Here is a 24,577-nt window from a genome sequence, read left to right as displayed (position 1 = left end):
TTGATGTCATGCGCTGCCGATTGGCCGGCAGCTTACAAAAGCCCCATCGCGCCCGGCAGCCACAGGGAGAGCGTGGGCACGAACGTGACGATGAGCAGCATGAGGAACAGCGTCGCGAGGTACGGCAGAAGCCTCGGGATGACCTTCTCGATCGTCGTGCCCGCGAGGCTCGTGCCGATGAAGAGCACCGAACCGACGGGCGGGGTCATCGTGCCGATGCACATGTTGAACACGAGCACCACGCCGAAGTGGACCGGATCCATACCGATGCCCTCTGCGATGGGGAGGAAGATCGGCGTGAAGATGAGGATCGCGGGCGTGATGTCCATGAACGTCCCGACCGCAATGAGAACGACGTTGATGAGCAGAAGAATCACGATCGGGTTATCGGAAACGCCGAGGAGCAGGTCGCTGATCGCTTGCGGCATGCCCGTGTAGGCCATGACCCAGCTCATTGCGGAGCTCGCGGCGATGAGCAGGAGGATCACGCCGGTCGTGGCGATCGTGCGGCCCATAATGGCCTTGATGTCGCCCCACGTGAGGCTCCGGTAGAGCAGCGCAAGGATGAGACAGTACGCAACGGCGATGCCCGCGCCCTCGGTGGCGGTGAAGATACCCGCAACGATGCCGCCCACGACGACGATGATGAGCAGAAGAGCCGGGATCGCGTCGAGGATGGTCTTACCGGCCTGAGCGGCGCTCACGGCACCTGAGGTCGGGTACTTCTTGCGGATCGCATACACGAGAGCAACCGCGATCACGGTCAGCCCCATGAGGAGGCCGGGCACCGCACCCGCCATGAACAGCGCCGCGATTGACGTGCCGCCCGCGATCATCGAGTACACGATGAACGCCGTCGTCGGGGGGATGAGAAGACCCGAGGGAGCCGAAGCAATGTTCGCCGCCGCTGTGAAAGCCGGGTCGTAACCGCGCTCGCGCTGCTGCTTGCTCATCGTGCCGCCAATCGCCGCCGCGGCGGCAACGGCCGAACCCGAAAGTGCACCGAAAAGCATGTTGCCCACGATGTTCGTGTGCACGAGTGAGCCGGGCACGCGGCCCGTCACGAGTTCTGCGAGCGCGATGAGGCGCTTGGCGATGCCACCGTTGTTCATGATGTTGCCCGCGAGGATGAACAGGGGAATCGCGAGCAGGGTGAAGGATTCGAGGCCCGTGTTCATCTTCTGCATGACGACGAAGATGGCCTGATCGGGCGGGAGGATCATGAGGATGCTCGCGAAAGCGGCAACGGAAATGCCGATTGCGATCGGCACGCCGACGGCGAGCAGAACGAAGAAGGTGCCAAACAGGAGCAGGGTGACCGTCATGGTGCTCATGCGCGGGCCTCCTTAGTTTCGATGGTCTCGGTGGGGATGTCGGCGGCGGCTTCGGCGACGAGTGCCTCGTCGTCGGCGCCGAAGTCGGTATCGGGGAGCGTGTTTCCGGTGAAGTCCTCCCACAGGTTGATGATCTGGGCGAGCACCATGAAAATGCCGCCGACGGGGGCCGCACCATAGGAGAGACCACGGGGAATCTGGAGGATCGCGGAAGGTGCATCGAGGGAGACGAGCGTGAGCTGCGTGCCGCCCCACACGATCACGATCGCCGCGAAAGCGAGTGCGAGCGCGTCGACGAGAATCATGATGATGCGCTTACCGCTCTCACCGAGGCGGTCGCGGAAGAACACGAGCGCCATGTGCTTGCGGTTGACGAAAGCGTAGGCGCCGCACAGGAAGCACGCCCACATGAGCGAAACGGTGACGAGTTCCTCGGTCCAATCAGCGGGGTCGGAGAGGACGTAGCGCGTGAACACCTGGATGATCACGAGGAGCGCCATCGCGGCAAGCAGGATGCCCGCAATAGCGAACAGGCACACGGTGATGCCCTTTTTGAGCTTGAGCATGGTGTCGTACATGGCCTTACGCCCCCTTGCGTGCGTTCTCGATGGCGTCGAGCACGGTGCTCACGCCGTCGTAGTGGTCAACGAACTCGGGAACGATCCCCGAGGTGAGTTCGCGGAACGGCTCGCGGTCCACATCTTTCACGAACGTGACGCCCATGGCTTCCGCATCCGTGATGGACTGGGCGATCGCCTCGCTCCAAATCGTCTTGTGCTGCTCGGTGGAGGCAACCGCGGCTTCGGTGAGGACCTTCTGGTAATCCTCTTCGAGGAGCTTCCACGTGGCCTCACTGAAGGAGAGGACGTCGGGGATCATCGTGTGCTCGGTGTAGGTGAACACCTTGGCGACCTCGCCGTGTGCGGAGTCGGTGAGGGCGGTCTCGTTCGATTCGGCGCCGTCCACGAGGCCCGTCTGGAGGCCAGTGTAGATTTCGCCGAACGGAAGAATGAGCGGCGTGCCACCGAGCTTGCTAATGAGCTCCGTTTGCGAGCGGAAGTTCTGCACGCGGATCTTGAAGCCGCGCAGGTCGTCGGGTGTTTCGATCGCCGTATCGACCGTGTAGAACGAGCGTGCGCCCGACGTGTAATAGGTGAGGGTGCGAAAGCCGTCTTCGGTGCTCGAATCGAAGAAGGAGCGCATGTCGCCCGAATCCATCGCGCGATAGTAGTGCTTTTCGTCGTCGAACAGGAACGGCAAGCCAAAGGCGTTGTAGCCCGAGGAGTACGGGGCGATCGACGGCGCCGCACAGCGCACGATGTCCACGACACCGCGGCTCAGCTGCTCGATCGACTCGGTCTCGCTGCCGAGAACGCCGTTGCCGAAAACCTCGATGCTGATCTCGCCGTTTGAACGGCTCTCGACCTCGTCCACAAAGATCTGGAGGGCCTTCGAGGTGGGGTGTTTGTCGCCCAGCGTGTGGGCCATGCGCAGTTTGACCTTGCCGTCCTTCGTGAACTTGCCGGACGAGCATCCGGCAAGCGCAGCGGCGGACAGCGCGGCGGCCCCGAGGCCGAGCGCCGATCGTCGTGTGACGCGACGAGTCATGTTGCCTCCTTGCAACGGTGTAGGGGAGGGGCAGTTACATGCCGATCATGTCGAATTGCTCGAACGAGATCACGATTGTGTGCTCGTTCGAGTCCCAGGGGGTTTTGATGCGGACGGTGGAGGTTTCGAGATCGTAGAGCCACACGGTGGCCTGCGAGTCGAAGTCGCTCGGATGCAGGGCGTGCGGGATATGCTCGCCGTCGATGCTCACCCAGAAGGGTGCCTGGCCAGGGGAAATGGCCTGGAGTTCGAGCGTGGTGATGCGGGTGTCGAGGTCGCCTTCCTTCGTAAAGGTGTAGAGCACTCGGTCACCGGCGGTCATGGTCACGGTTGTCGCGCAGAAGGCGCCGCGCGTGTAGTCCATCGTGGCGCCGTCGTCCTCGTACAGGGTGAATTCGCCGTCGCGGCCCGGCGCGGTCACGAGCGTGAGGGAATCGACCTGCTCCCTCGAGACACTCATGTGGTTCTCGCTCGAAAGCGGGACGATGCCACCTTCGCGCACGAACGTGGGGATCGAGGCGAGCGTGACGGGAATGTCGTAGGTGTTCCCGCCTTCGTAGCGCTCGCGCGTCGCGAAGTCGTAGAACACCTCGCCTTCGGGGAGGGCGAAGGTTTTCGTTTCGGCGCCTTTCTCCACCACGTTCGCGATGAACAGTGAGTCGCCGAGCATGTAGTTCACGTCTTCGTCCCACACCGCGGGATCGTGCTGGAAAGCGCTCACGAGCGGCTCTGCGATGGGCAGGCCCGTGCGGTGCGCGCGCTCCATGAGCGAGTACAAGTACGGGAACAGGCGGTAGCGAAGCTGAATCGCCTCGCGCACGAGAGGTGTAAGGCTTGGGTACATCCACGGCTCGGTCACCGAGTTGTCGGAGTTCACGGAGTGGATCGAGAAGCGTGGCTGGAAGATGCCGTTTTGAACCCAGCGCACGAAAAGCTCACCCTCGGGGGCGGGGCCGTGGAAACCGCCGATGTCGCCACCTTGATTGGCAACGCCGGACAGGCCCATGCCGAGCATTGTCGCGATGTTCGCCTTGAGGGTCTCCCAGCACGTGTGGTTGTCGCCCGACCATGTTTGCGCGAAACGCTGGATGCCCGCGTAGCCCGCGCGGCACACGATGAAAGGCCTCTTATTGGGGTGGGTTTTTCCGATCGCGTCGGCAGTCAGCGAGCACATAATGTTCGCCATGATCGAGCGGGCCTCGGCGAGTGGCGCGCCGTAGCCGTCGAAGTCGCAGCGGGCGTCCTCATCCACAATCGAGTCGTACTCGCAGTTGTCGTTCCAGATCGACGCCGTGCCGTAGTCGAGCATGTTCTCGGTGAGGTCTTTTTCCCAGCGCTCGCGGGCTTTGGGATTCGTGAAGTCCACGAGATGCCCGGGGCCACCCCACCAGCGCGCCGGCGCGGGCTCATCTGAGTCAGAGGAGCGCACGAATACGCCGTCCTTGATCAGCTCGGGCATGCGCGGGTGAACGTTCAAAACGCCCGGCTTCACGTTCGGCGAGACGACGATCCCTCGCTTTTCTGACTCGGCAAAAAAGTTTGCGGGATCCTTAAAGCGTTCGGTGTTCCACGTGAGCACGCATCGCTTGAGGCCCGCCTCGGTGTCCTGCTGGCAGAAGCCGGAGGACAGTTGGAAGCCGTCCATCGGGATTTTCTCGAGCGCGGCGTGCTCGTAGAAGTTGAGAATCGCGTCGTCGGCATCCTTCGGCAGTTCGGGGTAGTACATCGAGCTGCCGAGGTAGCCGAGCGCGGCGGCGGGCAACATCGCCGAGGTGCCCGTGAGGAGCGTGTAGCGTGTGACGACCTCGCGCACGCTCGGGCCCGCGATGAGGAACAGGTCGAGATCTCCGCCGTCGGTGCGGTAGGTCGAGTGGGCGGGCCAATAGTTCGAGTGGGAGCGGCCCATGTCAAAATCGCACGCGAACGTGTTGTGGTAGAAGTATCCGACGGCTGCTCCGCTCACCTCGTTCGCCTTGATGTAGAACGGGATGTGCTTATAGAGGGAATCGGCCTTCTCGGCGTCGTAACCGAGGCAATCCTGGGCCCGCATCGTCATGAACGACTTGGCCTTGTTGAGAGCGCCCGTCTTTTCGCCGAAACCATAGAAGTGATCGCCCGGGGCGATCTCGCTCGTATGGATGCGCCGTTGATTGCGGTCCAGCCGGTACCCGCGATCAATCAGATCGGCGTGAAGCAGGGTGCCGTCGGAATCGAAAACCCGAATTCGGAAGGGCTCGCGATCGATCTCGATTCGCAAGCGCTCGCCCTCAACGGTCACGGTGGGGGAGTCGGGGCCCTCGTCCAGGAGTGTGAGCGGGGATGGTTCGAGACGTGTGCGCTTGTCACCCATGTAGTCATCGAGCTCGTCGCTCCACGCTGTTGTGACGAGACAGTAAGACGCTTCGCGGAACGCGCCGTCATCGGTGAAGCCCGCGCGGATGCGAAGAATCTCGGGCGTGAGGGCAAAGACGCGGATGGGGGCGGCATCCGTGTGGAGGGTGACGGTGGCTCCTTCCTGTGTGCAGGAGAGGAGAGTGGTGGCGTGTCGCATCTGCGGGACCCCTTGTCGCGGCGGCGTCGTTGATTCCTGACGTGATCAGGGTCGCACACATCGGAGAATTGTGCAACCGGTTGCCGTCGCGGTGAACTCGGGGGTAATCTCGACACGACGAGAGAAGACAAGGACGTCGCCGAAAGCCCACAATGCCGAACGAACACTCCGCAACGCCGCCCCGCACCCCTGCGCGCCGCGTCACGATCTATGACATCGCGAAACACGTGGGCGTGAGCCCCTCGACCGCCTCGCGCGCCCTTCACAAGCCCGGCCGGGTCAGTAAAGCGACAGAAGAACGCATCAAGCACGCCGCCGCGGAACTCGGCTACCGCGCGAACCCCGCGGCGCGTGCCCTGCCCACGGGGCGCACCGGCACGATTGCGCTCCTCGTCGCCGACATTACGAACCCCGTCTCCTTCGAGATCGTCCGTGGCGCCGAACGCGAAGCAGAAAAGCATGGGTATGTGCTCGTGACCTCAGAATTTCGCGAGGACCACGTGAAGGAAGCTTCGCGCGCCCATTCTCTCGCCCCGTCGGTGGACGCCTTCGTGCTCGCGAGCTCCCGCCTCGACGACGAAGCGATCGCAAAAATCGCGGCTCTCAATCCCGTGGTCACGATCAATCGCGAGTCACCGTCGGCCTTTTCGGTCCTTGCCGATCATGAGCCGGCCCTGCGAGAACTCGTGCGCACCCTCGCCGCCGAGGGACATGACCGCCTTTGCTACCTCGCCGGTCCCGAGAGTTCGTGGACGGACGCGAGACGCTGGAGCATCATCGAAGCCGCCGCAGGCGATCACGGCCTCGAGGCCGTGAGGCTCGGCCCGAACCGCCCCACCCGCAAAGCCGGCTCCGCGGCGCTCGAAGCCGTGCGTGCCACCGGCGCGAGTGCCGTACTCGCCTACAACGACATCATGGCGATCGGTTTGCTCACCGCCGCGCGCGACGCTCGCCTCAGCGTTCCGGGCGACCTCTCGATCACCGGAATCGACGATATTTTCGGCTCCGACTTCACGGCCCCACCTCTCACCACCATCGCCGCGCCGCTCGAAGACATGGGCGCCGCCGCCATCCGCCACGTTCACGCCGCACTCAGCGGCGAGCGTGAACCTGGAACCGATACCTACCCCACGCAGCTACTTATGCGAGGCTCCGTCGGCCCCGCACCTCGAACGAAAGGGAAAAAGTGACCGCGAAACTCGACCTCAACCCGGACCGCCTCTTTCCCGCCGATCCCGAAACGCGCGCCCTCGCGCGCGAAATCTACGGCGAGGTCAAGGATCTTCCGATTCTCTCGCCGCACGGGCACGTGGATCCGCGGCTTCTGCTCGACAACGAACCCTTCCCCGACCCCACGAACCTTTTCCTCACGTTTGACCACTACGTGTTTCGCATGCTTCACGCGAACGGCGTGGACCTCGCGACCGTGGGCGTGGGCACCGCCGAGCCCGTTGACCCGCGCGAGGCCTGGCGAATCCTCTGCGCCAACTGGCACGTGCTCGAGGGCACCGCGAGCGGATACTGGCTCACCGACGAATTCGTGTCGCTCTTTGGCATCAGCGAGGAACCGAGCGAGGAAAGCGCCGACAGGCTCTACGACCAGATCGCCGCGAAGCTCGCGACCGAAGAATTCCGCCCGCGCGCCCTCTTCGAGCGTTTCAAGATCGCCTTCCTCGCGACGACCGACGACCCCCTCGACGACCTCGAGGCCCACGCCGAGCTCGCGCGACTCCACGAATCCGGCGAGCTGTACGGGCGCGTCGTTCCCACCTGGCGCCCCGACCGCTTCCTCGACCCGAACAAGCCCGGCTTCACCGAGGCCGTGACCGCGCTCGCGGATAGCGTGGGTGGCGACCCGCGCTCGCTTGCGGATTACCTGCGCGCACTCAAGGCTTCGCGCGAGCGCTTCATCAAAGCAGGGGCGATTTCCGCCGACCACGGCGTGCCGACCCCGTACACGATCGATCTTGACGATGACGCGCTCGAGGCGCTCCTCATCAAGGCCGTTGACGGCACCGCGACCGATGCCGAAAAGCGCGACTTTACGGGCGCGATGCTCGTGCGCTGCGCCGAAATGAGCGCCGAGGATGGACTGGTGATGACCCTCCACCCGAATGTGTTCCGCAACCACTCATCGGCGACGTTCGACCGCTTCGGTCCCGATACGGGCCACGACATTCCCGAAGGAATCGAATACACGCGCAACATTCGCCCGCTTCTCGAAAAGGTGGGGCTTGAGGAGGGCTTCCACCTCGTGCTTTTCGGGATCGACGAGACGATGTACTCGCGCGAGGTTGCCCCGCTCGCCGGTTTCTACCCGAGCGTGTTCATCGGTGCACCGTGGTGGTTCATTGACGCGCCCGACGCGATCATGCGTTTCCGCTCGGCGATCACCGAGACTGCAGGCTTCACGCGCGGCTCGGGCTTCATTGACGATACGCGCGCGTTCCTCTCGATTCCCACGCGCCACGATATGGCGCGCCGCTGCGACTCGGCGTTCCTTGCCCGCTACGTCATGGAGGGGCGGCTTTCGAAGGTGAGCGCGCTTCGGATTATTCGGGAACTCACGATCGATCAGCCGACGCGCGTGTTCAAGCTCGAGAGCGTAGTTTCGAAGGGAGAGAAGTGATGACTGTTCTCAGCCGCGACGCTGACATTTGTGCGAAGGGTGGCCTTGAGCCGCGCCCCGTGCGCATCGTCCACCTGGGCCTTGGCGCGTTCTTCCGCGCTCACCAGGCGTGGTACACGAGCGAAGTGGATCCCGAAGGGGCGTGGGGGATCTCCGCCTATACGGGCCGCAGCCCCCGCGCCGCAGAGGAACTCTCGGCCCAGGACTGCCTGTACACGCTCGTCGTGCGCGGTGCCGAGGGGGATGACGCCGAGGTCATGTCGGTGATCTCCGAGGCGCATGCGGCCGGCGACCTCGAAGCACTGTGCAATGATCTTCGCTCCCCCGACGTGTCGCTCGTGACGCTCACCGTCACCGAGGCCGGCTACGGCACGGACGCGAAAGGATCGCTCGACCGCTCGAACAGCGCCGTGCAGGCAGATGTGAAGGCACTCGCGCAAGTGGGCGAGGCCTCGGGTGCGGGGGAGGGGGAGTCCGACGCTTGCCTTCCCCAGCTCGAAACCGCACTTGCACGTCTCGTATTCGGCCTCGAGGCGCGCCGCCGCGCGGGCGCCGCAGCGATCACGATTGTGCCGTGTGACAACCTCCCCGGCAATGGTCCGCTTACGCGCGGCGTGATCGATGAATATGCCGCGTGCCTCGGGAGTGAGGCCGCGGCGTGGATCAAAGAGAACGTGTCGGTGACCTCGACCTCGATCGATCGCATCACGCCTAAGGCCACCGCCGACGACCGGGCGGCGGCGAAGGATCTCACGGGCTTCGAGGACGCCTCGCCCGTGGTGACCGAACCGTTCGCCTCGTGGATCATCGAGGGCGAGTTCGTGGGCGACCGTCCCGCCTGGGAAAAGGCCGGGGCGATCTTCACAGACGATCTTGAGCCGTACGAAAATCGCAAGCTGTGGCTTCTCAACGGCGCCCACACGCTCCTCGCGAACGCTGCCGTGAACCGCGGCTATGAGACCGTCGCCGAGGCGATTGGCGACAGTGAGGTGCGCGCCGAAGTGGAGGCACTGTGGGACGAGGCCTCACGTTACCTGCCCGATTTTGTGGAGGCGAGTGCCTACCGTGAGGCTCTTCTCGAGCGGTTCGAGAACCCCCACATCAAGCATCTGCTGTCGCAAATTGGCAACGATTCGCTCGCGAAGCTGCGCATTCGCATCCTGCCGATCGCCCTCAAGGAGCTAGAGGCGGGACGCGACGCAAAAGGCGCCGTGCCCGCGATCGCCGGATGGATTCGCCGTCAGCGCGATGGTGTTGCCTCGCCCGATGCGCAACAGAGCGCGATCGATGAGGCCAAGGCGAAGACCGGCGACGGGGGCGTGGAGCGCGCCCTCCTTGCGCTTCTCGAGCCCGAGCTCATGAACTACCCGGATTTTGTGGAGCGCGTGCTCGAGGCGGCCTAAAGCTTCCCGACGGGTGGCGCGCTCGCGATGAGGGTGGAGAAAGGGAGCAGAGAGGGCGGCTAGCAGGGCTCGGCGATGATCGCGACCCTTTGGCCGCCGGCCCGCGTCGCGATCAGGGTTGCCGAGCCCGGCGCGCGGCGATCGAGCTTGAGGTCCTTCCTCAGGCGCGCCGGATCGATGTCCATGCCGCGCTTTTTCACCTCGAGCGTGCCCACCTCGAGCTCGCGCAGCCGCGCCGCGATTTTCTTGACCGTGAACGGCATGACCTCACGCACTCGGAATGCGCGCGCGAGGGGCGAGGAGAGTGCCGCTTCGGAAGCCACATCGCTGCTGAGGTAGGCAATCGACTCCTCGATCGTGTGCGCTCCGAGCTTCCTCGCGAGAGTTCCGAGCAGACCCGATCGGATCACGGCGCCGTCGGGCTCCCACAGGAACGCCCCGACCTCGCCCACGGGAGGGTTGCGCAGCTCAGCCTCGTCACATGAATCGGGCACGAGCTGGGCCGGGCCACCGTCGGAACCGAGCACGAGGGTGGAGCGGGTGATCACGGCGCCCTCGGGGAGGGCGCCCGAAGGTCCGACGGTTGCCTCGCCCGGCACCGCGAGCTTCCCGTCGCCGACGCGCCTCGCGAGCGGGCCAAAGTACATGCAGGCCTCGAGAACCTGGCCGCGCCAGCTGACCCATTGCGTCTCGGTTCCCTCGACTAGATGCTCGTGGTCGATCGCGGGTGCGAGTTTCGCCCCCACCGCGCCGATCTGCTCGGCAGCCGCACGCACGAACGACAAAGGGGGTGCGGCCTCCTCGGGATCGTGCATGCGGGCCGTGCGGCCGCGGCGAGTTTCGCGTCGAGCAGGATCGAACCACGCGGCATCCACGCGCGAGAAATCGAAATCTTCGGCGCGACCGAGTTCGATGCGCGCATTCGGAAAGGGCCGCACGTTCACGGTCGCGAACGCGGCCGTTTCCTCATCGCACTCCACTCCAAGGACACCGAGGCCGAGCCCGGCCTTCGCGATCGTGTCCCCGCCAAGCCCGCAGCCAAGATCCGCCACGCTCTGCACGCCCGCGTCGCGAAAACGCGCCGCGTGATGCGCGGCCACCTCGAGGCGCGTGGCCTGTTCGAGACCGTGCGCCGTGAAAAGCATGCTGCCGGCGAAGTCCCCGAATTTCTCACGGGCCTTTGCCCGCAGGCGTGATTGCGTGAGGGCCGCCGCGACGAGTTCGGCGGAATAGCCTTCGCCTCGCAATCTCGCGGAGAGCGCAAGAGAACCCTCCTCGGTGTACTCGGGAAGAGAATCGAGGAGGGCCATGCCCTCGGGCGTGAGGAGCTGCGAAAGACCGGAAGAACTCATGCCCTCCAGGCTACGCGACCGACTACTTGAGTGAGCCTGCGCTGAGGCCGCCAACGATGCGGCGCTGGAACACGAGCACCATGATGATGAGCGGAACGGTGACGATCACGCCCGCCGCCATCTTCGTGCCATACGGGGTGTCGAACTGCGAGATGCCCGAGAACTTCGAAATGGCGACGTTCGCGGTTTGCATCGCGGGATCGTTCACCATCGTGAGAGCAATGAGGAACTCGTTCCACGCGGCGATGAACGTGATGATCGCCGTCGTGAAAATGCCCGGCGCGGCAAGCGGGAGGATGATGCGCGTAAACGCCCCGAGGCGGGTCGTGCCATCGACCATTGCGGCCTGTTCGAGTTCCACGGGGAGCTGGCGGAAAAACGCGTTGAGATTCCACACGGCGAGCGGGAGCGCGAAGCTGATCGTTGGGAGGATCATTGCCTGGTAGGTGTTGATCCAGTTGATCGGCGCCCAATCGTAGCCGCCGCTGAACAGCTTCAGAAGCGGAACGATGAGCGTAATCACGGGGAACATCGAGGTCGAGACGATCGCAAACATCACGAGCACCTTGCCCCAGAAGTTGAGGCGCGCGAGGGCGTAGGCGCCCGCGGTGCCGAGCACGAGCACGAGGAGGGTCGTGCCGCCCGCGACGATGAGCGAGTTGAGGAGCGCTCTCCCGAAACTATTCGCCGGGTCGAACACCGCCGCGAAGTTCTCGAACGAGATCGGGTTCGGGATGAGGTCGGTCGAGCGGCCCATTGTGGGAAGGCGCAGCGAGCTCACGAGCATCCAGTAGAACGGCGCGAGGCAGTACACGAGGATGAAGGCGACGCCGAGCCCCACGGTGATCTTCGCCCACACATTGCCCTTCTTTTTCTTGGGCGTGACGGGCGTGCGCGGTGCTTCAGCGGTGGTCGTCGATGCGGTATGGGTAGCGGCAGTACTCACGGCATGCTCCCCTCGGTCACGGTGGCGTTCTTATTGGCGAGCAAGCTCGGTCGTTTCTTCTTCTTGGGTTTTTTCTCAGCGCTCTCACCGAGCACATCCGCGCCGAGGAGCTTGATGAACACGAAGGCCACGAGGCAGATGTAGCAGAACAGCACGATCGAATACGAGGACGCCATGCCGTAGTTCGTTTTCGTTGCGGCATCCTGCGCGAGCATCGAGAGAGTTTGCCCGGATTCGAGCCTGCCGAGGAGCACGTAGGGGAGGTCGAACATGCGCATCGCATCGAGCATGCGGAACAGCACGGCCACCACGAGCACGGGGCGAATCATGGGAAGCGTGATCCGCCAGAAGGTCTGCCAGCGATTCGCGCCATCGACTTTCGCTGCCTCGTAAACCTGCTCATCGATCGTTTGGAGGCCCGCGAGGGTCAAAAGACCAATGTAGGGAGCTGTTTTCCAAATATCGGCGATGAGCACCGCAGCTTTTGCGTGCCACCCTTCGGTGGTCCACAGCACTTGATGTTGAATGAGCTTGTTCGCGATACCGTTCGCATCAAAAATGAGCTGCCACATGAGCGCCGACACCACCGTGGGGATCGCCCACGGCACGAGAATCGACGCGCGAATGAGGCCCGTTGCCCGCATCGCGCGCGCCATGATGAGCGCCATCGCGACGCCGAGGACGGTCTCGATGCTGACGCCGATGATCGTGAACAACGTGGTGTTCCAAAAGGCATTCCAGAAACCCGCGCCCGCGCCTACGGACGTGAAGGCATCGAGGTAGTTCTGGAATCCCACGAACGTGTCGCCTTGCTTGATGAAGCCTGTTTCGGGATCGATGCCGCCGCCTGCGACGAAGAACGACTGCCACACGGACAGCACGAGCGGAAAGCCTACGACGATCGCGAGAAGAAGCAGAGTGGGTAACAGAAGCACATAGGCGAGGCGGCCCTCGCCCTTCGAGGTCCTTGAGCGTGACATGCGGATATTCCGTCCTGTGGCTGAAAAGAATGCCGGGCCCGCAGCGAGCGCGTGGCGGCCGCTGCGGACCCGGTTCGTGGAGATGGGTTAGGCCTGGAGTTCCTCGAGGGTCTTTTGGAGGGCGTCGAGCGAAGCGTTGACCTCCTTGGATCCGGACAACACGTCGTAGGCTGCTTCCTGGATCGCCTGGGTCACATCACCGTACTTGACGACCTGCGGGCGGGCGGTGCCGGCATCGACGGCCGCCTTGAGGGTCTTGTAGTACGGGTACATCTCGAGCACTTCGGGGTCGTCGTAAACGGCGGAGTGCGCGGGCGCTTCGCCGGTTGCGAGTGCTTGGGCCTTCTGCTGCTCCTCGCTGGCGAGGAACGCGATGAAGTCGATCGCCGTGCCCTTGTTCTTCGCGAACGCCGAGATGCCGTAGTTGAGACCGCCAAGCGCGGTCGCGCCCTCGCTCCCGCCGATACCGGGGACCGGGCACACGTCGAACTTGCCGTTGACGGAGGAAGAGCCATCTTCCGCGTTCGCAAGGTTCCACACGTAAGGCCAGTTCTGAAGGAAGGCGAGGCGGCCATCCTGGAAGGCCTGGCGGCTTTCTTCTTCCTTGTAGGTGAGGGCTTCCTTCGGGATGTAGTTCTTGTCGAAACCATCCTTGACCGCCTGGAGGCCGGCCTTCGCCTCGTTGGAGTTCGCCTGCGGCTTGCCGTCCGCCCCAAATAGGTCCTTGCCCGCGGACTTCGCAAGACCCGTGAGCTGCACGGTGAGACCCTCGTACTTCGAGTATTGCGAGCCAAAACCGAGCGTGTCCTTGCCCTCTTCGGTGCCGCGCATCGACTCGATCAACTGGTACATCTCTTCGAAGGTCTTGGGCGGCTCGTTCGAGCCGGCGGCCTCGAGGAGGTCCTTGCGGTAGTAGAGCAGCTCGGCGTTCGTCGTGTAAGGAACGGCGTAGAGCTTATCGAAGTACTTGCCGGTCTCGACGGTCGAGGGGAGGAGCTTATCGAGCTCGAACTTCTCCTCGGGAAGCTCGACGACCCACTGCTGGGCCGCGAACTCGGCCGTCCACACAACGTCGAGGCCAAGAACCGTGTAGGCATCCGACTTCGCCTGGGCGTTGTTGATGAGCTGCGAGCGCTGCTCGTCTGCCGATTCGGGAAGCTCGATGAGCGTGACTTTTTCGTCGGGGTGCTTGTCGTTCCACTGCTTGATGAATTCCTGGAACTTACCGGTGTTGTCCTTGCCGCGCACGACGCTAATCGGGCCGCGCTCCTCAAAATCGGCCTTCGCCGCGCCACCGGCGCCGCCGGAGGAATCATTGGAACATGCAGCGAGCCCCGCGGCGGCGGCACCAACCGCGGAGGCAGCGAGAACTGAACGACGGGTGGGTTTAAACATGGGAATCCTTCCACTGCGTTCCGAAAGCATCGATGCATTCGGGCCCGGGCTTCGTCACTCCGGGTGTTGCCTTCATTGTAGGGTACGTGCGGCTCACCTCACACATGGGTTGGTAAGTGCGTGGCGTGTCGCGGGCGTGTACGTTGGTGAACAATGACTGCCTCAAGAGGAAAGCCCTGGTTATGCATGTAAGCCTCGACGAATGGCGCGCCACGGTTCTTGGCCTCGCCGCGCTTGCCCCCGACCGCACGGAAGAAGCCCCACTCGAGAGGGCTCTAGGCCGAAGGCTTGCCGAGCCTCTCACCGCCCGCCTCCCCGCGCCGGACTTCCGCATGAGCGCGATGGATGGTTTCGCGGTGAGCACGCGAGAACTTGGTCTCGGGGAGGGGGATTCCGACGCATGCCCCGCGCACCTCGAGGTCACGTGTGACATTTCTGCGGGCCGAGCAGCCGTCGGCAACCGCCGCCCGGGAACTGCCGCACGCATCATGACGGGCGGGCTCATGCCCGACGATCTCGACACCGTGATCCCGGTCGAGTTCACTGACGCCGACCCCACCGCCGCCGAAGCCCCCGCCCGCATCGCCCTGACGATCCCCGAAGCCGAGCGAGCAAAGGCCCTCACGCCCGGACGGCACGTGCGTAAGGTCGGCGAGGAGATTCCCGCGGGGGACCTCCTCGCGCGCAAGGGGGATTTTGTGACACCCCAGATCATCGGCATCGCGCTTTCGGTGGGCGTCACCCACGCGAGGCTCACGAGGCCACGCAAGGTCGCGATTGTCATGACGGGCGATGAACTCGTGACCGACCTGCAGGCAGGCGCGGGCGCACGCCCGGGCGCCGTGCTCGAATCGAACGGGCCCATGCTCCAGGCCGCGTGCGCAAGGCTTGGCGCAGAGGCGAGCATCCACCACGTGGGGGATGATCCCGCAGAACTCATCGCTCTCGCGCGGTCGATCGCCCCTCGCCACGATCTCATCGTGACGACGGGAGGGGTGGGCTCCGGGGCCCGCGACGTCGTGAAGGCCGCCTTCGGTGAGGGCTTCGGCGATACGCCGGGTCTTAACTGTTCGCGGTTCGAACACCTCGCGATGCGCCCCGGCGGGCCGCAGGGCGTGGGGCGACTTCCCGTCGATCATGCCGAAGGGGGCAACACGACCCCCATGGTGCACCTGCCAGGAACACCGGTGGGAGCTTTTACGGCGTTCCACCTGTTCATCGCGCCGCTTCTCGGCTCCCCCTCGCGTCCCCTCACCCTCCCGGAGAGGAATGTGCGCCGTGAAGCACAACCTCTCAAGACGGGCGCAACCGTGAAACCCGCCCACCTCGCCATCGAAAACGGAAGCCTCATCGCGACCGAATGCGAGGGGTCGCGCCTTCGCCCCTTTGCCGAGGCCAATGCCCTCCTCATCCTCGAAAAAGACCGTGTGCGCGTCCTCTCGCTCGCCGGGAGCCTTCGCGCCCGATAGGCAATAATGGGCGCAAAGACCCCGCACAAAGGAGAGACAGCATGAGCCCCAAGGCCGATGACCCGAAAATGATCGAAGCCCTCCAGCGCTTCATTGATGCCTCCGCGAACGACGCGGGCTTCGAACCGCCGTTCACTGAGGCCGATCGCGACCTCATTCTCTCCCTCACCGGCGTCGCCGCCCACACCGTCGTGCGCCCCGCGGGCCCATTCGCCTCGATGGTGGTGGGCTACCTCGTGGGTTCCGGCAAGGCCGAAAGTTGGGCCGACGCTCACGATCAGGTCAAGCGTTTCGTGCGCGAGTACATCGGCGATCCCGTCGAAGGCGACAAGTGACCCCCGGATTCGACACGAACGGCGAAAAACCACTCACACTTCGGCCCGCAAGCGCGCTGTGGATCCCCACGGTGACGTGGGCAGTAATCGCTTTTCTCCTCGTCGATGCGATCATCAAGAACCGCTGGGACACCGTGCTCCAGTTCGGTCCGTGGCTCGGCCTCGCCGCCTCCCTCGTGTGGCTCGTCCTCTTCTCACCCGCGACCCTCGTGTACCCCGCCGGCGTGGTCGTGCGCAACGTTTTTCACGAATACAGCGCCCCCTACGCCGCGATCGATCACATCGGCCTCGGCGCCATGGTTTCGATTCGCGCGCGCACCGAAAGCGGCACCACCCGCACGGTCACCGCATGGAACGCCCCGGGCATTGGCCGCGACAAACCCGCTGACGCGCACGTACGCATCTCGGGCCGCGACCGCTATGCCGACCGCGGACACGTAGGCCCCGCCGAACGCCTCCGCAACGACCGAGAACGCTCGCCGTCACGCGTGCTCGTCCACGCGTGGGAAGCATGGCAGGTCAGGCACGAAAAAGATTCCGACGCCGGCCCGGGAACCGGCGTGCTCCACACCAAACCGAGGATCACCGCCCTCGCCATCCCAGCCGCGTTCCTCATTCTCGGGATTCTCACGTCGGCCCTCTAGCGTCGGACCCCAAAACTCCGCGTTAACGAAACGGGCCGGGCCCCACCCCACCCCAACGCTCGGGGGAGAGCGGAACCCGGCCCGAAGCCGGAAAACCGATCAGGCCTTCTTGCCCACGGCCGTCCAGTCCGTCGTCTCGAACTGCGCAGCGCCAACGTTCACGAAGCCCTCGGTGAGGCCGATGATCGTCGGAGTTGCGTAGAACGGAAGCACCGTAAACGCGCCAAACTGCTCCTTCGAGAACTTGTTGGCGATCTCCACGCGCTTGCTCGGGTCAAGCTCCGAGTGAAGCTCCTTGTTGAGCCCCTCGAGGCTCTCCGGCGCGAAGCCCGTGAAGTTCTGCCCCGAATCCTTGAGGAACACGTTCGTGCCCGACTGCTCCGCAAAGAGCGTGCCGCGCCATCCGAACGAGACCGCAGCGAAGCGGCCCGGGATCACGTAGTCGTCAAAGTACTTGTCCGCCGGAACGGTCTGAAGATCAACCTTGAAGCCAATGGCGTTGAGGTTCGTCATCATCTGGCGTGCACGATCCTCGCTCGACTTCGTCTCCGCCGGAATGATGATCGAGAACGCGAGCGGCTTGCCGTCCTTCTCGTACACATCGCCATTCTTCTTGTAGCCGGCTTCTTCGAGGAGCTTCGCGGACGCCTCCGGATCGAACTTCAGGTCGCCGAAGGAATCTTCGTAACCCTCCTGGCCAGGCATGTAAATGTAGTTGTTCACGAGGATCACGGGCGACTCGAGCGGCTCCATGACCGCACGAGCCACGGCGTTGCGGTCGATGCCGCGGAAAATCGCCTCGCGCACCTTGACGTCGCCGAGCGCACCCTCGCCGCCGCCCACGTTGAGCGTGAGGTGCGACCACGAAAGACCGTTCGACTTCTGAATCACGGCGTCCTTGCGACCCTTCGCCTGACCGTAGGTATCGCCATCGGAAATATCGATGTAGTCGAGCTCGCCGTTCACGAACGCCTGCGCCTGGTTCTGCTGGGTCGTCACCTTAAAGACGATCGACTCGAGCTTCGGGGCGCGGCCCCACCACTTGTCATTACGCTTGACGGTGATCACGCCGCCGGTCGCGTCGATGTTGTCAATCGCGAATGGACCGCGCGTGAGAGTCGGCTCGGTCGACAGGCCGTTAAACGCCTCGGGCGTTGCTGTGACTGCCTTCGGCAGGCTCGGGTACAGGTACACGTTCCAGAACGGGAACGTCTCCGCGTACTCGACCTCCGCCTCGAAATCGCTGATCTTGCGGATCTCTTTAATCGAGCTCCAGCCGGTCGTCGAAGCGGTCTGGTACTTGTCGTTTTGCCCGTTCTGGGCCTTCTGCTGAGAAATCAGGTCATCGACCGTCACGGGCGTGCCGTCGCTCCACACGGCCTTCTCATTGAACTTCACGGTGACGATCTGCGGATCCTCACTCGTGAGCTCAGCCGACTTAATGTAGTCGGGATCAGGCTCGACCTCGCCGTTTTCTGAAGCCTTGAGCGGAGTCTCCGGGCAGACGGTCTCCATGATCGCGGAGAGAGAAACCTCGTTGCCGTCAATGTGGCTTTGGTTCCAGTTCGCGGGAACCTGCGAAATGGCGATCGTGAAGGTGCCGCCGTCGGCGACCTGATCGTACTCAACGCGCTCCCACGCGGTCGAGGGCAGCTTCATCTGCTCCTCGACTGCCTTGTCGTTAGCGGCGCCTGCCTGCTTTGCCTGTTCCTCCGCGCTCTTTTGCGAGCACGCCGTGAGGGCTGCGGCAGCGCCGGTGAGCGCGGTGCCCTGGAGGAAGAGACGACGGGTGCTAGTGAAAGCCATGATGGCCTTTCTCGAGAGGGGGTAATTCCACGTTAATGTTATCCACGTTTCATCGGTATTTCGGACATAAGGCCTGTTGAGAGGGGTAGTTGTGGGGCAACGAACATTGGAGATGAACAAAAGTGACCCCGCTTTTGCGCGTATGCACAAAAGCGGGGCCACATCGTGTGCGGCGCGCTAGCGCGACGAAGGCTTAGCCCTCCATGCCCTTCTTGTAGCCCACCGCCGTGTAGTCCACCTTCTCAAACTGCGCGGAGCCGATGTTCACGAGGCCTTCCTTCAGGCCGGTGATGTTCGGCGTCGCATAGAACGGGAGAACCGTGTAGCCCGAAGCGACCTGCTTCGAGTACTCGTTCGCGACCTCGCGGCGCTTGTCCTTATCCAGCTCGGTCTGGAGGCGCTTGTTGATCTCGTTGAGCTTCTCATCCTTGAAGCCGGTGTAGTTCTGGTTCGAATCCGGCAGGTACGTGTTCGAGCTCGACAGTTCCGCAAGGAGAGTACCCACCCAACTAAACGTCGCGAAGTCGAAGTTCTGCTTGAGAATGTAGTCCGTGAAGTACTTATCGCTCGGAACCGTCTTGAGGTCGACCTTGAAACCAGCCTGGTTGAGGTTCGTCATGACCTGGCGGGCACGGTCCTCGTTCGACTTCGTCTCTGCGGGGATGACGATCGAGAACTTGAGCGGCTTGCCGTCCTTCTCGTACACGTCGCCCTTGAGCTCGTAGCCGGCGTCCTCGAGGATCTTCTTTGCCCTGTCGGTCTCAGCGTCGCCCGAAAGGTCGCCATCGAACGAATCCTCGTAGCCCTCTTGGCCAGGCATGTAGACGTAGTTGTCCTTGAGAACAACGGGCGCCTCGAGGGGCTCAACGACGGAACGGCCCACCGCGTTGCGGTCCACGGCGGCGAAGATTGCCTTGCGTACCTCGACGTCTTCGAGAACCCCGCCGCCACCGTTGACGTTCATCGTGAGGTGGGTCCAGGTGAGACCATTCGAGCGCTGGATTTGAGCACCCTTACGGCCCTTCGCCTGACCAAGCGTGTCGCCATCGCCGATGTCGATAATGTCGATCTCGCCGTTCGCGAACGACTGCGGCATGTTCTGCTGAGTCGTGACCTTGAAGATGACCTTCTCAAGCTTCGGGGCGCGGCCCCACCACTTGTCATTGCGTTCCAACGTGACAACGCCGCCGTTGCGGTCAATGTTCGTGATCGTGAACGGGCCGCAGCCAGGAACCGGGTCGTTCACGTAGCCGGTGTTGAAGGCCTGAGGCGTCTCGAACAGTGCCTTCGGGCCCGAGGGATAGGTGAAGCTCAACCAGTCGGGGAACGCAGTCTTGTACTCGATTTCCGCGGTGAAGTCATCCTTCGCGCGGATCTCCTTGATCGAGTCCCAGCCCTGGGTCGTCACAGTAGCGAACTCTTCGTTCTCGCCGTTGCAGGCCTTCCACTCGGCGATGAGATCGTTCACCGTCACGGGAGAGCCGTCGTTGTCCCACACGGCCTTCTTGTTGAACTTCACGGTGACGATCTGGGGATCCTCGCTCGTGATTTCAGCCGACTCGACGTAGTCGGGATTCGGGCTCATCTCGCCCTTCTCGTCCGCCTTGATATTGGCGTCAAAGCCCTTCCATTTCGAGATATCCGTCGTGGATACTTCGTTGCCATCGATGTGGCTGGGGTTCCAGTTCGCGGGGATCTGACCGATCGCGATCATGAGCGTGCCACCGTCGGCAACCTGCTCATAATCGAGTCGATCCCACGCGGTCGAGGGAAGCTTCTCTGCTTCCTTCGCAGCGGCGTCATTCTTTTTCTTGTTGGCGTCCTTCTGCTCCTCGGCGCTCTTCTGCGAGCAACCGGCCACGGCCGCGGCCACACCGGTGATAGCCGTGCCTTGGAGGAAAAGTCGGCGAGTACTCGTGATCTTCATGGTTCTCTCACTTCCTGTGGGAAGCCGCGGCCCGTTTTAAGGGAAAAGGGGGTTTGAGGCTCGCGGCAAAGGGTTTTTACTGATCGTCCACTAGACGCCAGGTCTCCTCGGCATGATGGCATTCCACGCGGGAGGTTCCGAGCTGCGTGCCCTCGGGGTCCGCAGTTCGGCACAGGTTCTGCTGCTCTTCGCTCAGCATCCCGATCAGGGGGCAGCGCGAAGCAAAATTGCAGCCGATGATCTCTTCAGTGGGGCTTGGTTGGTCCCCTTCAAGAAGAACTCGCGTACGGGCGCGCTCAAGCTTCGGATCCGGAACGGGAACCGCGGACATGAGAGCACGCGTGTAGGGATGCTTCGGGTTCTCAAAGACATCCTGGACAGGGCCGTATTCAACGATGCGACCCAAATACATCACCGCGATCTGGTCGGCGATCTCGCGCACAATCGCGAGGTCGTGAGCCACAAACAGATAGCTCAAACCGAGTTCATCGCGGAGATCCTCGAGCAGGTTGATCACGCCGGCCTGGACGGACACGTCCAGCGCCGAGACGGGCTCATCGAGCACGAGAAGCTTAGGTTCGGTGATGAGCGCGCGCGCAATACCAATGCGCTGGCGCTGGCCACCGGAAAATTCGTGGGGGTAACGATCGGCCATTTCCGGGTCGAGGCCCACGCGTTCGAGGAGTTCATACACGCGCTTGTAGCGTTCATCCTTCGGCACCTTGTGAACGGTGAGAGGCTCGGCGATGATGTCGCCCACAGGCATGCGTGGATCGACGGCCGCCATCGGATCCTGGAAAACGATCTGCACGTCTTTTCGCAGGGCGAGGCGTTCCTTCTTGTTCTTGAGGGTCGACACATCCACGCCACTCACCTCGAGAGTGCCGTGCTGCGGCGCAACAAGCTCGAGAATCTCGAGGCTTGTCGTGGACTTACCCGAACCGGATTCGCCCACGAGGCCGAGGGTCTGGCCCGGCTTGATCTCGAAGGACACGTTATCCACGGCCTTCACGACGCCCACCTGGCGGCGGAATACGGCACCCTTATAGAGCGGGAAGTGGCGCTGAATCTCGGTGGCCTTCACGATCGGCTTTTCGGCCGAGTGATCCTTGATCGCGCGCTCCACGTGCGGGGGGCGGGGGAAAATATCCGACGGCTTCAGGGTTCCCGCCGCGATCTCCTTTGCGCGGTGGCACGCGACCTCACGGCTCGCATCGCCAACATGGGTCGTGAGCTCCGGCTCCTCCGTGCGGCAGATATCGATGGCTGCGGGGCAGCGGTCCGCGAACGGGCAACCGGGCTTGAGGTTGGCGAGGCTCGGCGGGCGGCCTTCGAGGGGCACAAGACGATCCTTGCCAGCCGTGAGCATGTTCGGAACCGAGCGGAGCAAGCCCATCGTGTAGGGCATGTGGGGCTCGGCGAAGATCTCGTCGACGCCGCCTTTTTCCACGAGCTTGCCGGCGTACATGACCGCGACGCGATCAACATTGCCCGCAACAACGCCAAGGTCGTGCGTAATGAGCACGACGGCAGCACCCGTGACTTCCTTGGCCTTTTGAAGAACCTCGAGAATCTGCGCCTGGATGGTCACGTCGAGAGCGGTCGTCGGCTCGTCGGCGATGATGAGCTTCGGGTCGTTCGCCATCGCGATCGCGATCATGGCGCGCTGGCGCATACCGCCCGAGAACTCATGGGGGAACGCCTTGACGCGTCGCTCGGCGGCGGGGATACCCACGATCTTCAGAAGCTCGATCGAGCGCGCACGCAGTGCCTGCGAACTCATATTCGAGTGGTGAAGCGTGAGTGCTTCCTCGATTTGCTGCCCGATCGTGTACACGGGCGTGAGGGCACTCAACGGGTCCTGGAAGATCATCGAAATCTCGCGACCGCGAAGGTCGGAGAGCTGGCGATCGGACTTACGCAGGAGCGACTCACCGCGATAGGTGATTTCGCCCGTAATTTTCGCCGAGGAGGGCAAAAGGCCCATGACGGCCATCGAACTCACGGACTTGCCCGAGCCGGATTCACCAACGATGCCGAGGAACTCGCCCTCGTTGACGTCATAGTTCACGCCACGCACGGCGCGAACATCGCCGGCGGCGTTCGGGAAGGTGACCGTGAGGTCTTTGACGGAAAGAAGTGGTTCAGGCACGGTTGACCTCGCTCGTGGGATCGATTGCGTCGCGAAGAGCGTCGCCAAGAAGGTTCACGGCGGTGAGCAGGGCGACAAGGAAGGCTGCGGGAATCACGAAGAGCCACCAGCGGGTAAGAACCGCGTTCTGGCCGTTCGCGATGAGAGTTCCCAGCGAGACGTCGGGCGGTTGAATACCGAGACCGAAGAAGCTCAACGAGGTTTCGGCCAGGATCGCACCGCTCACGCCGAGCGCCGCGTCGATGATGAGCAGCGACGCCACGTTCGGGATGATGTGGCGCGCGAGGATCGTGGTGGTTCCCACGCCCATGTAGCGCGCGGCCTTCACGTATTCGCGGTCTTTGAGGGACTTGGTCTGGTTCTTGACAATCTGCGCCATGACCATCCAGCCGAAACCTGCGATCGCCACGACGATGACGATCCAGCTCACGTTGGAAAGGAGCGGCGAAATGATCATGAGCACGTAGAACACGGGCAGCACGAGCAGGAGGTTAATGATCCAGTTCACGAAGGTCTCGAGCTTGCCACCGATGTAGCCGGCGAGCGAGCCCACGAACGCTGCAATAAGCGTTGCCGCGGGCGCGGCCAGAAGGCCGATGAGAAGCGACTTTCGCAGTGCCTCAACCATCGACGCGTAAAGGTCAACGCCGATCGCGTCGGTACCGAACCAGTGCTGGCCGCTCGGCGGCGAATTGTAGCTGTACGAATCGGTTTCGCCGAGTTCGTACACGTTCGGAATGTTGCCGAAGATCGCAAACAGGACGATCACGCCAAGGACGACTGCGCCGATCCAGAAGTTCGGTTTGCGTTTGAGGCGGCGCCACACGAGAGCCCACCTGGAAAGCGGCTTCTGGCGCTTCTTTTCGCCCTTATTCTTCTTGCCCTTTTCCGGGCCCGCAGCGGTGCCCGCTGCCTCTTCCGCTTCCGTCATGGGAACGGCTTCCGGAGCTTCGGTCGCGTCGCTCACGGGGGGAACTGGATTGCTTGCGCTCATGACGTCACACCCTCACTCGCGGATCAAGCGCCGCGTAAAGAACTTCGGAAAGCATCGAGGAGAACAGAATCACGATCGACGTGAAGCACACGTTGCCCGCGAGGGCGTTCACATCGGATTGCTGAACCGCGTTGATGCCGTACTGACCCATGCCGGCCCACGAGAAGATCATCTCGAGGAACGCGGCGCCTGCGACGAGAGTGCCGAAGGAGTACGCGAAGTAGGTGGACATGGGAATGAGCGCCACGCGCACGCCGTGCTTCACAAGAGCGCGGTTACGCGTTGCACCCTTCGCACGGGCCGTGCGAATGAAGTCGCTTCCGAGAACGTCGAGCATGATCGAGCGTTGGTAGCGCGAGTAGCTCGCCGCGCCGAAGGCCGCGAGGACGATGGTCGGCAGAATCAAGTGATTGACGCTGTCGAGGAAGGCTGTCATGCCGCCCTGGGCTCGGAAAGTCGGCGAATAGGAGCCGCTGAAGCGGATGAGCTGCGTGCCGAGCGCCTGGTTGAGTTTGGTCGCGACGACCATCATCAAGAGGCCGCCCACGAAGGTGGGGGTCGAGATCAGAATGTACGAGGCGTATGAGACGACCTGATCCGAAAGCTTGTACTGCCGAACAGCGCCCCACACGCCGAGGGCGACACCGATGATCGCACCAAGAAGCGCACCGGCGATCAGGAGGCGCAGCGAAACACCCGCGCGCATCGCCATTTGGTCGATGACCCACTGGCCCGAGATGTCCTTGCCGAGCTTCTCGCTCCACGGCTTGACAACGATGTTCGAAAGCCAGGTCCAGGTGCGCTGGAGGATCGGCACCTTGTCGTTCATGTTGAGTTCGTTGAGGGCAGCGTCAATCGAGGCCTCGGGGATCGGGGGGTTTTGCCCGAGCCAGCGGCGACGCGGATAGAAGAAGCTGCCGGCCGCGATGTAGGCGAACACGGTAGCCACGACGGTGAGGATCGCGTAGTTCGCGAAGCGGCGAAGAAGATACTTTGTCACGAGAGTGCTCCGATCAGAGCGGTCTTACGCTCGTCGACATCCTTAGCGCTCC

General features: G+C 63.2%; 19 protein-coding genes. 6 read left to right on the top strand and 13 right to left on the bottom strand.

All coding sequences use genetic code 11. The features are described from left to right. Positions 1-32 precede the first annotated feature (32 nt). The 4 genes from D8M36_RS08170 to D8M36_RS08155 are packed head-to-tail and all read right to left on the bottom strand — an operon-like array spanning position 33 to position 5,493. Positions 33-1,334 (bottom strand): TRAP transporter large permease, encoded by a 1,302-nt coding sequence (locus D8M36_RS08170; protein WP_126848118.1) that lies wholly within the window; start codon positions 1,332-1,334, stop codon positions 33-35. Beyond that, positions 1,331-1,912 (bottom strand): TRAP transporter small permease, encoded by a 582-nt coding sequence (locus D8M36_RS08165; RefSeq protein ID WP_126848116.1) that lies wholly within the window; start codon positions 1,910-1,912, stop codon positions 1,331-1,333. The genes D8M36_RS08170 and D8M36_RS08165 overlap by 4 nt, the downstream gene beginning before the upstream one ends. 4 nt (positions 1,913-1,916) lie before the next feature. After that, complete coding sequence (locus D8M36_RS08160; protein ID WP_126848114.1) at positions 1,917-2,942, bottom strand: TRAP transporter substrate-binding protein; 1,026 nt, start codon at positions 2,940-2,942, stop codon at positions 1,917-1,919. Positions 2,943-2,976: 34 nt separating this feature from the next. Further along, a complete protein-coding gene (locus tag D8M36_RS08155) occupies positions 2,977-5,493 on the bottom strand; it encodes a TIM-barrel domain-containing protein (RefSeq protein WP_126848112.1) in 2,517 nt (838 codons plus the stop codon). A 152-nt stretch (positions 5,494-5,645) separates the two neighbouring features. Here D8M36_RS08155 and D8M36_RS08150 point away from each other — a divergent pair, with 152 nt between their 5' ends. The 3 genes from D8M36_RS08150 to D8M36_RS08140 are packed head-to-tail and all read left to right on the top strand — an operon-like array spanning position 5,646 to position 9,525. Then, entirely contained in the window at positions 5,646-6,683 is a 1,038-nt protein-coding gene (locus D8M36_RS08150; RefSeq protein ID WP_126848110.1) for a LacI family DNA-binding transcriptional regulator, read from the top strand. Further along, the gene (gene uxaC, locus D8M36_RS08145; RefSeq protein ID WP_126848108.1) at positions 6,680-8,122 is read left to right on the top strand and encodes a glucuronate isomerase; all 1,443 of its coding nucleotides are present in this window, start codon (positions 6,680-6,682) and stop codon (positions 8,120-8,122) included. The genes D8M36_RS08150 and uxaC overlap by 4 nt, the downstream gene beginning before the upstream one ends. Then, a complete protein-coding gene (locus D8M36_RS08140; RefSeq protein WP_126848106.1) occupies positions 8,122-9,525 on the top strand; it encodes a mannitol dehydrogenase family protein in 1,404 nt (467 codons plus the stop codon). The genes uxaC and D8M36_RS08140 overlap by 1 nt, the downstream gene beginning before the upstream one ends. 59 nt (positions 9,526-9,584) lie before the next feature. Here D8M36_RS08140 and D8M36_RS08135 read toward each other — a convergent pair whose 3' ends face one another. The 4 genes from D8M36_RS08135 to D8M36_RS08120 all read right to left on the bottom strand — a co-directional run bounded on the left by D8M36_RS08135 (position 9,585) and on the right by D8M36_RS08120 (position 14,198). Next, positions 9,585-10,877, bottom strand: coding sequence for a class I SAM-dependent methyltransferase (locus tag D8M36_RS08135; RefSeq protein ID WP_126848104.1), 1,293 nt, complete (start codon positions 10,875-10,877; stop codon positions 9,585-9,587). A 22-nt stretch (positions 10,878-10,899) separates the two neighbouring features. Beyond that, on the bottom strand, positions 10,900-11,823 hold the full coding sequence (locus D8M36_RS08130) for a carbohydrate ABC transporter permease (RefSeq protein WP_126848102.1): 924 nt from the start codon (positions 11,821-11,823) through the stop codon (positions 10,900-10,902). Further along, positions 11,820-12,803 (bottom strand): carbohydrate ABC transporter permease, encoded by a 984-nt coding sequence (locus D8M36_RS08125; protein WP_126848100.1) that lies wholly within the window; start codon positions 12,801-12,803, stop codon positions 11,820-11,822. The genes D8M36_RS08130 and D8M36_RS08125 overlap by 4 nt, the downstream gene beginning before the upstream one ends. 87 nt (positions 12,804-12,890) lie before the next feature. Next, positions 12,891-14,198, bottom strand: coding sequence for an ABC transporter substrate-binding protein (locus D8M36_RS08120; RefSeq protein WP_126848098.1), 1,308 nt, complete (start codon positions 14,196-14,198; stop codon positions 12,891-12,893). 182 nt (positions 14,199-14,380) lie between these two features. On the opposite strand from D8M36_RS08120, the gene D8M36_RS08115 reads away from it, so the two are divergent. The 3 genes from D8M36_RS08115 to D8M36_RS08105 are packed head-to-tail and all read left to right on the top strand — an operon-like array spanning position 14,381 to position 16,646. Beyond that, positions 14,381-15,667 carry a molybdopterin molybdotransferase MoeA gene (locus tag D8M36_RS08115; protein WP_126848096.1) on the top strand — a complete coding sequence of 429 codons (1,287 nt, stop codon included), beginning with the start codon at positions 14,381-14,383 and terminating at the stop codon, positions 15,665-15,667. Positions 15,668-15,708: 41 nt separating this feature from the next. Then, positions 15,709-16,002 carry a DUF6457 domain-containing protein gene (locus D8M36_RS08110; protein ID WP_065247245.1) on the top strand — a complete coding sequence of 98 codons (294 nt, stop codon included), beginning with the start codon at positions 15,709-15,711 and terminating at the stop codon, positions 16,000-16,002. Next, positions 15,999-16,646 (top strand): hypothetical protein, encoded by a 648-nt coding sequence (locus D8M36_RS08105; protein ID WP_126848094.1) that lies wholly within the window; start codon positions 15,999-16,001, stop codon positions 16,644-16,646. The genes D8M36_RS08110 and D8M36_RS08105 overlap by 4 nt, the downstream gene beginning before the upstream one ends. A gap of 99 nt (positions 16,647-16,745) precedes the next feature. On the opposite strand, the gene D8M36_RS08100 is transcribed toward D8M36_RS08105, so the two are convergent. The 5 genes from D8M36_RS08100 to D8M36_RS08080 form a co-directional block, all read right to left on the bottom strand. Next, a complete protein-coding gene (locus D8M36_RS08100) occupies positions 16,746-18,452 on the bottom strand; it encodes an ABC transporter family substrate-binding protein (RefSeq protein WP_126848092.1) in 1,707 nt (568 codons plus the stop codon). Positions 18,453-18,645: 193 nt separating this feature from the next. Further along, positions 18,646-20,379, bottom strand: a complete 1,734-nt coding sequence (locus D8M36_RS08095) for an ABC transporter family substrate-binding protein (protein WP_126848090.1) — start codon at positions 20,377-20,379, stop codon at positions 18,646-18,648. Between the two features lie 76 nt (positions 20,380-20,455). Then, positions 20,456-22,531, bottom strand: coding sequence for a dipeptide ABC transporter ATP-binding protein (locus D8M36_RS08090; protein WP_126848088.1), 2,076 nt, complete (start codon positions 22,529-22,531; stop codon positions 20,456-20,458). Beyond that, positions 22,524-23,525 carry an ABC transporter permease gene (locus D8M36_RS08085; protein ID WP_126848086.1) on the bottom strand — a complete coding sequence of 334 codons (1,002 nt, stop codon included), beginning with the start codon at positions 23,523-23,525 and terminating at the stop codon, positions 22,524-22,526. Before D8M36_RS08085 ends, D8M36_RS08090 begins: the two co-directional genes overlap by 8 nt. A gap of 4 nt (positions 23,526-23,529) precedes the next feature. Continuing rightward, positions 23,530-24,525 (bottom strand): ABC transporter permease, encoded by a 996-nt coding sequence (locus tag D8M36_RS08080; RefSeq protein WP_126848084.1) that lies wholly within the window; start codon positions 24,523-24,525, stop codon positions 23,530-23,532. Positions 24,526-24,577: the final 52 nt, after the last annotated feature.

Source organism: Dermabacter sp. HSID17554 (assembly GCF_003989295.1).
GTDB lineage: Bacteria > Actinomycetota > Actinomycetes > Actinomycetales > Dermabacteraceae > Dermabacter > Dermabacter vaginalis.
Note: the sequence above shows the minus strand (reverse complement) of the source record. Positions and strands in the feature narration are given on the sequence as shown.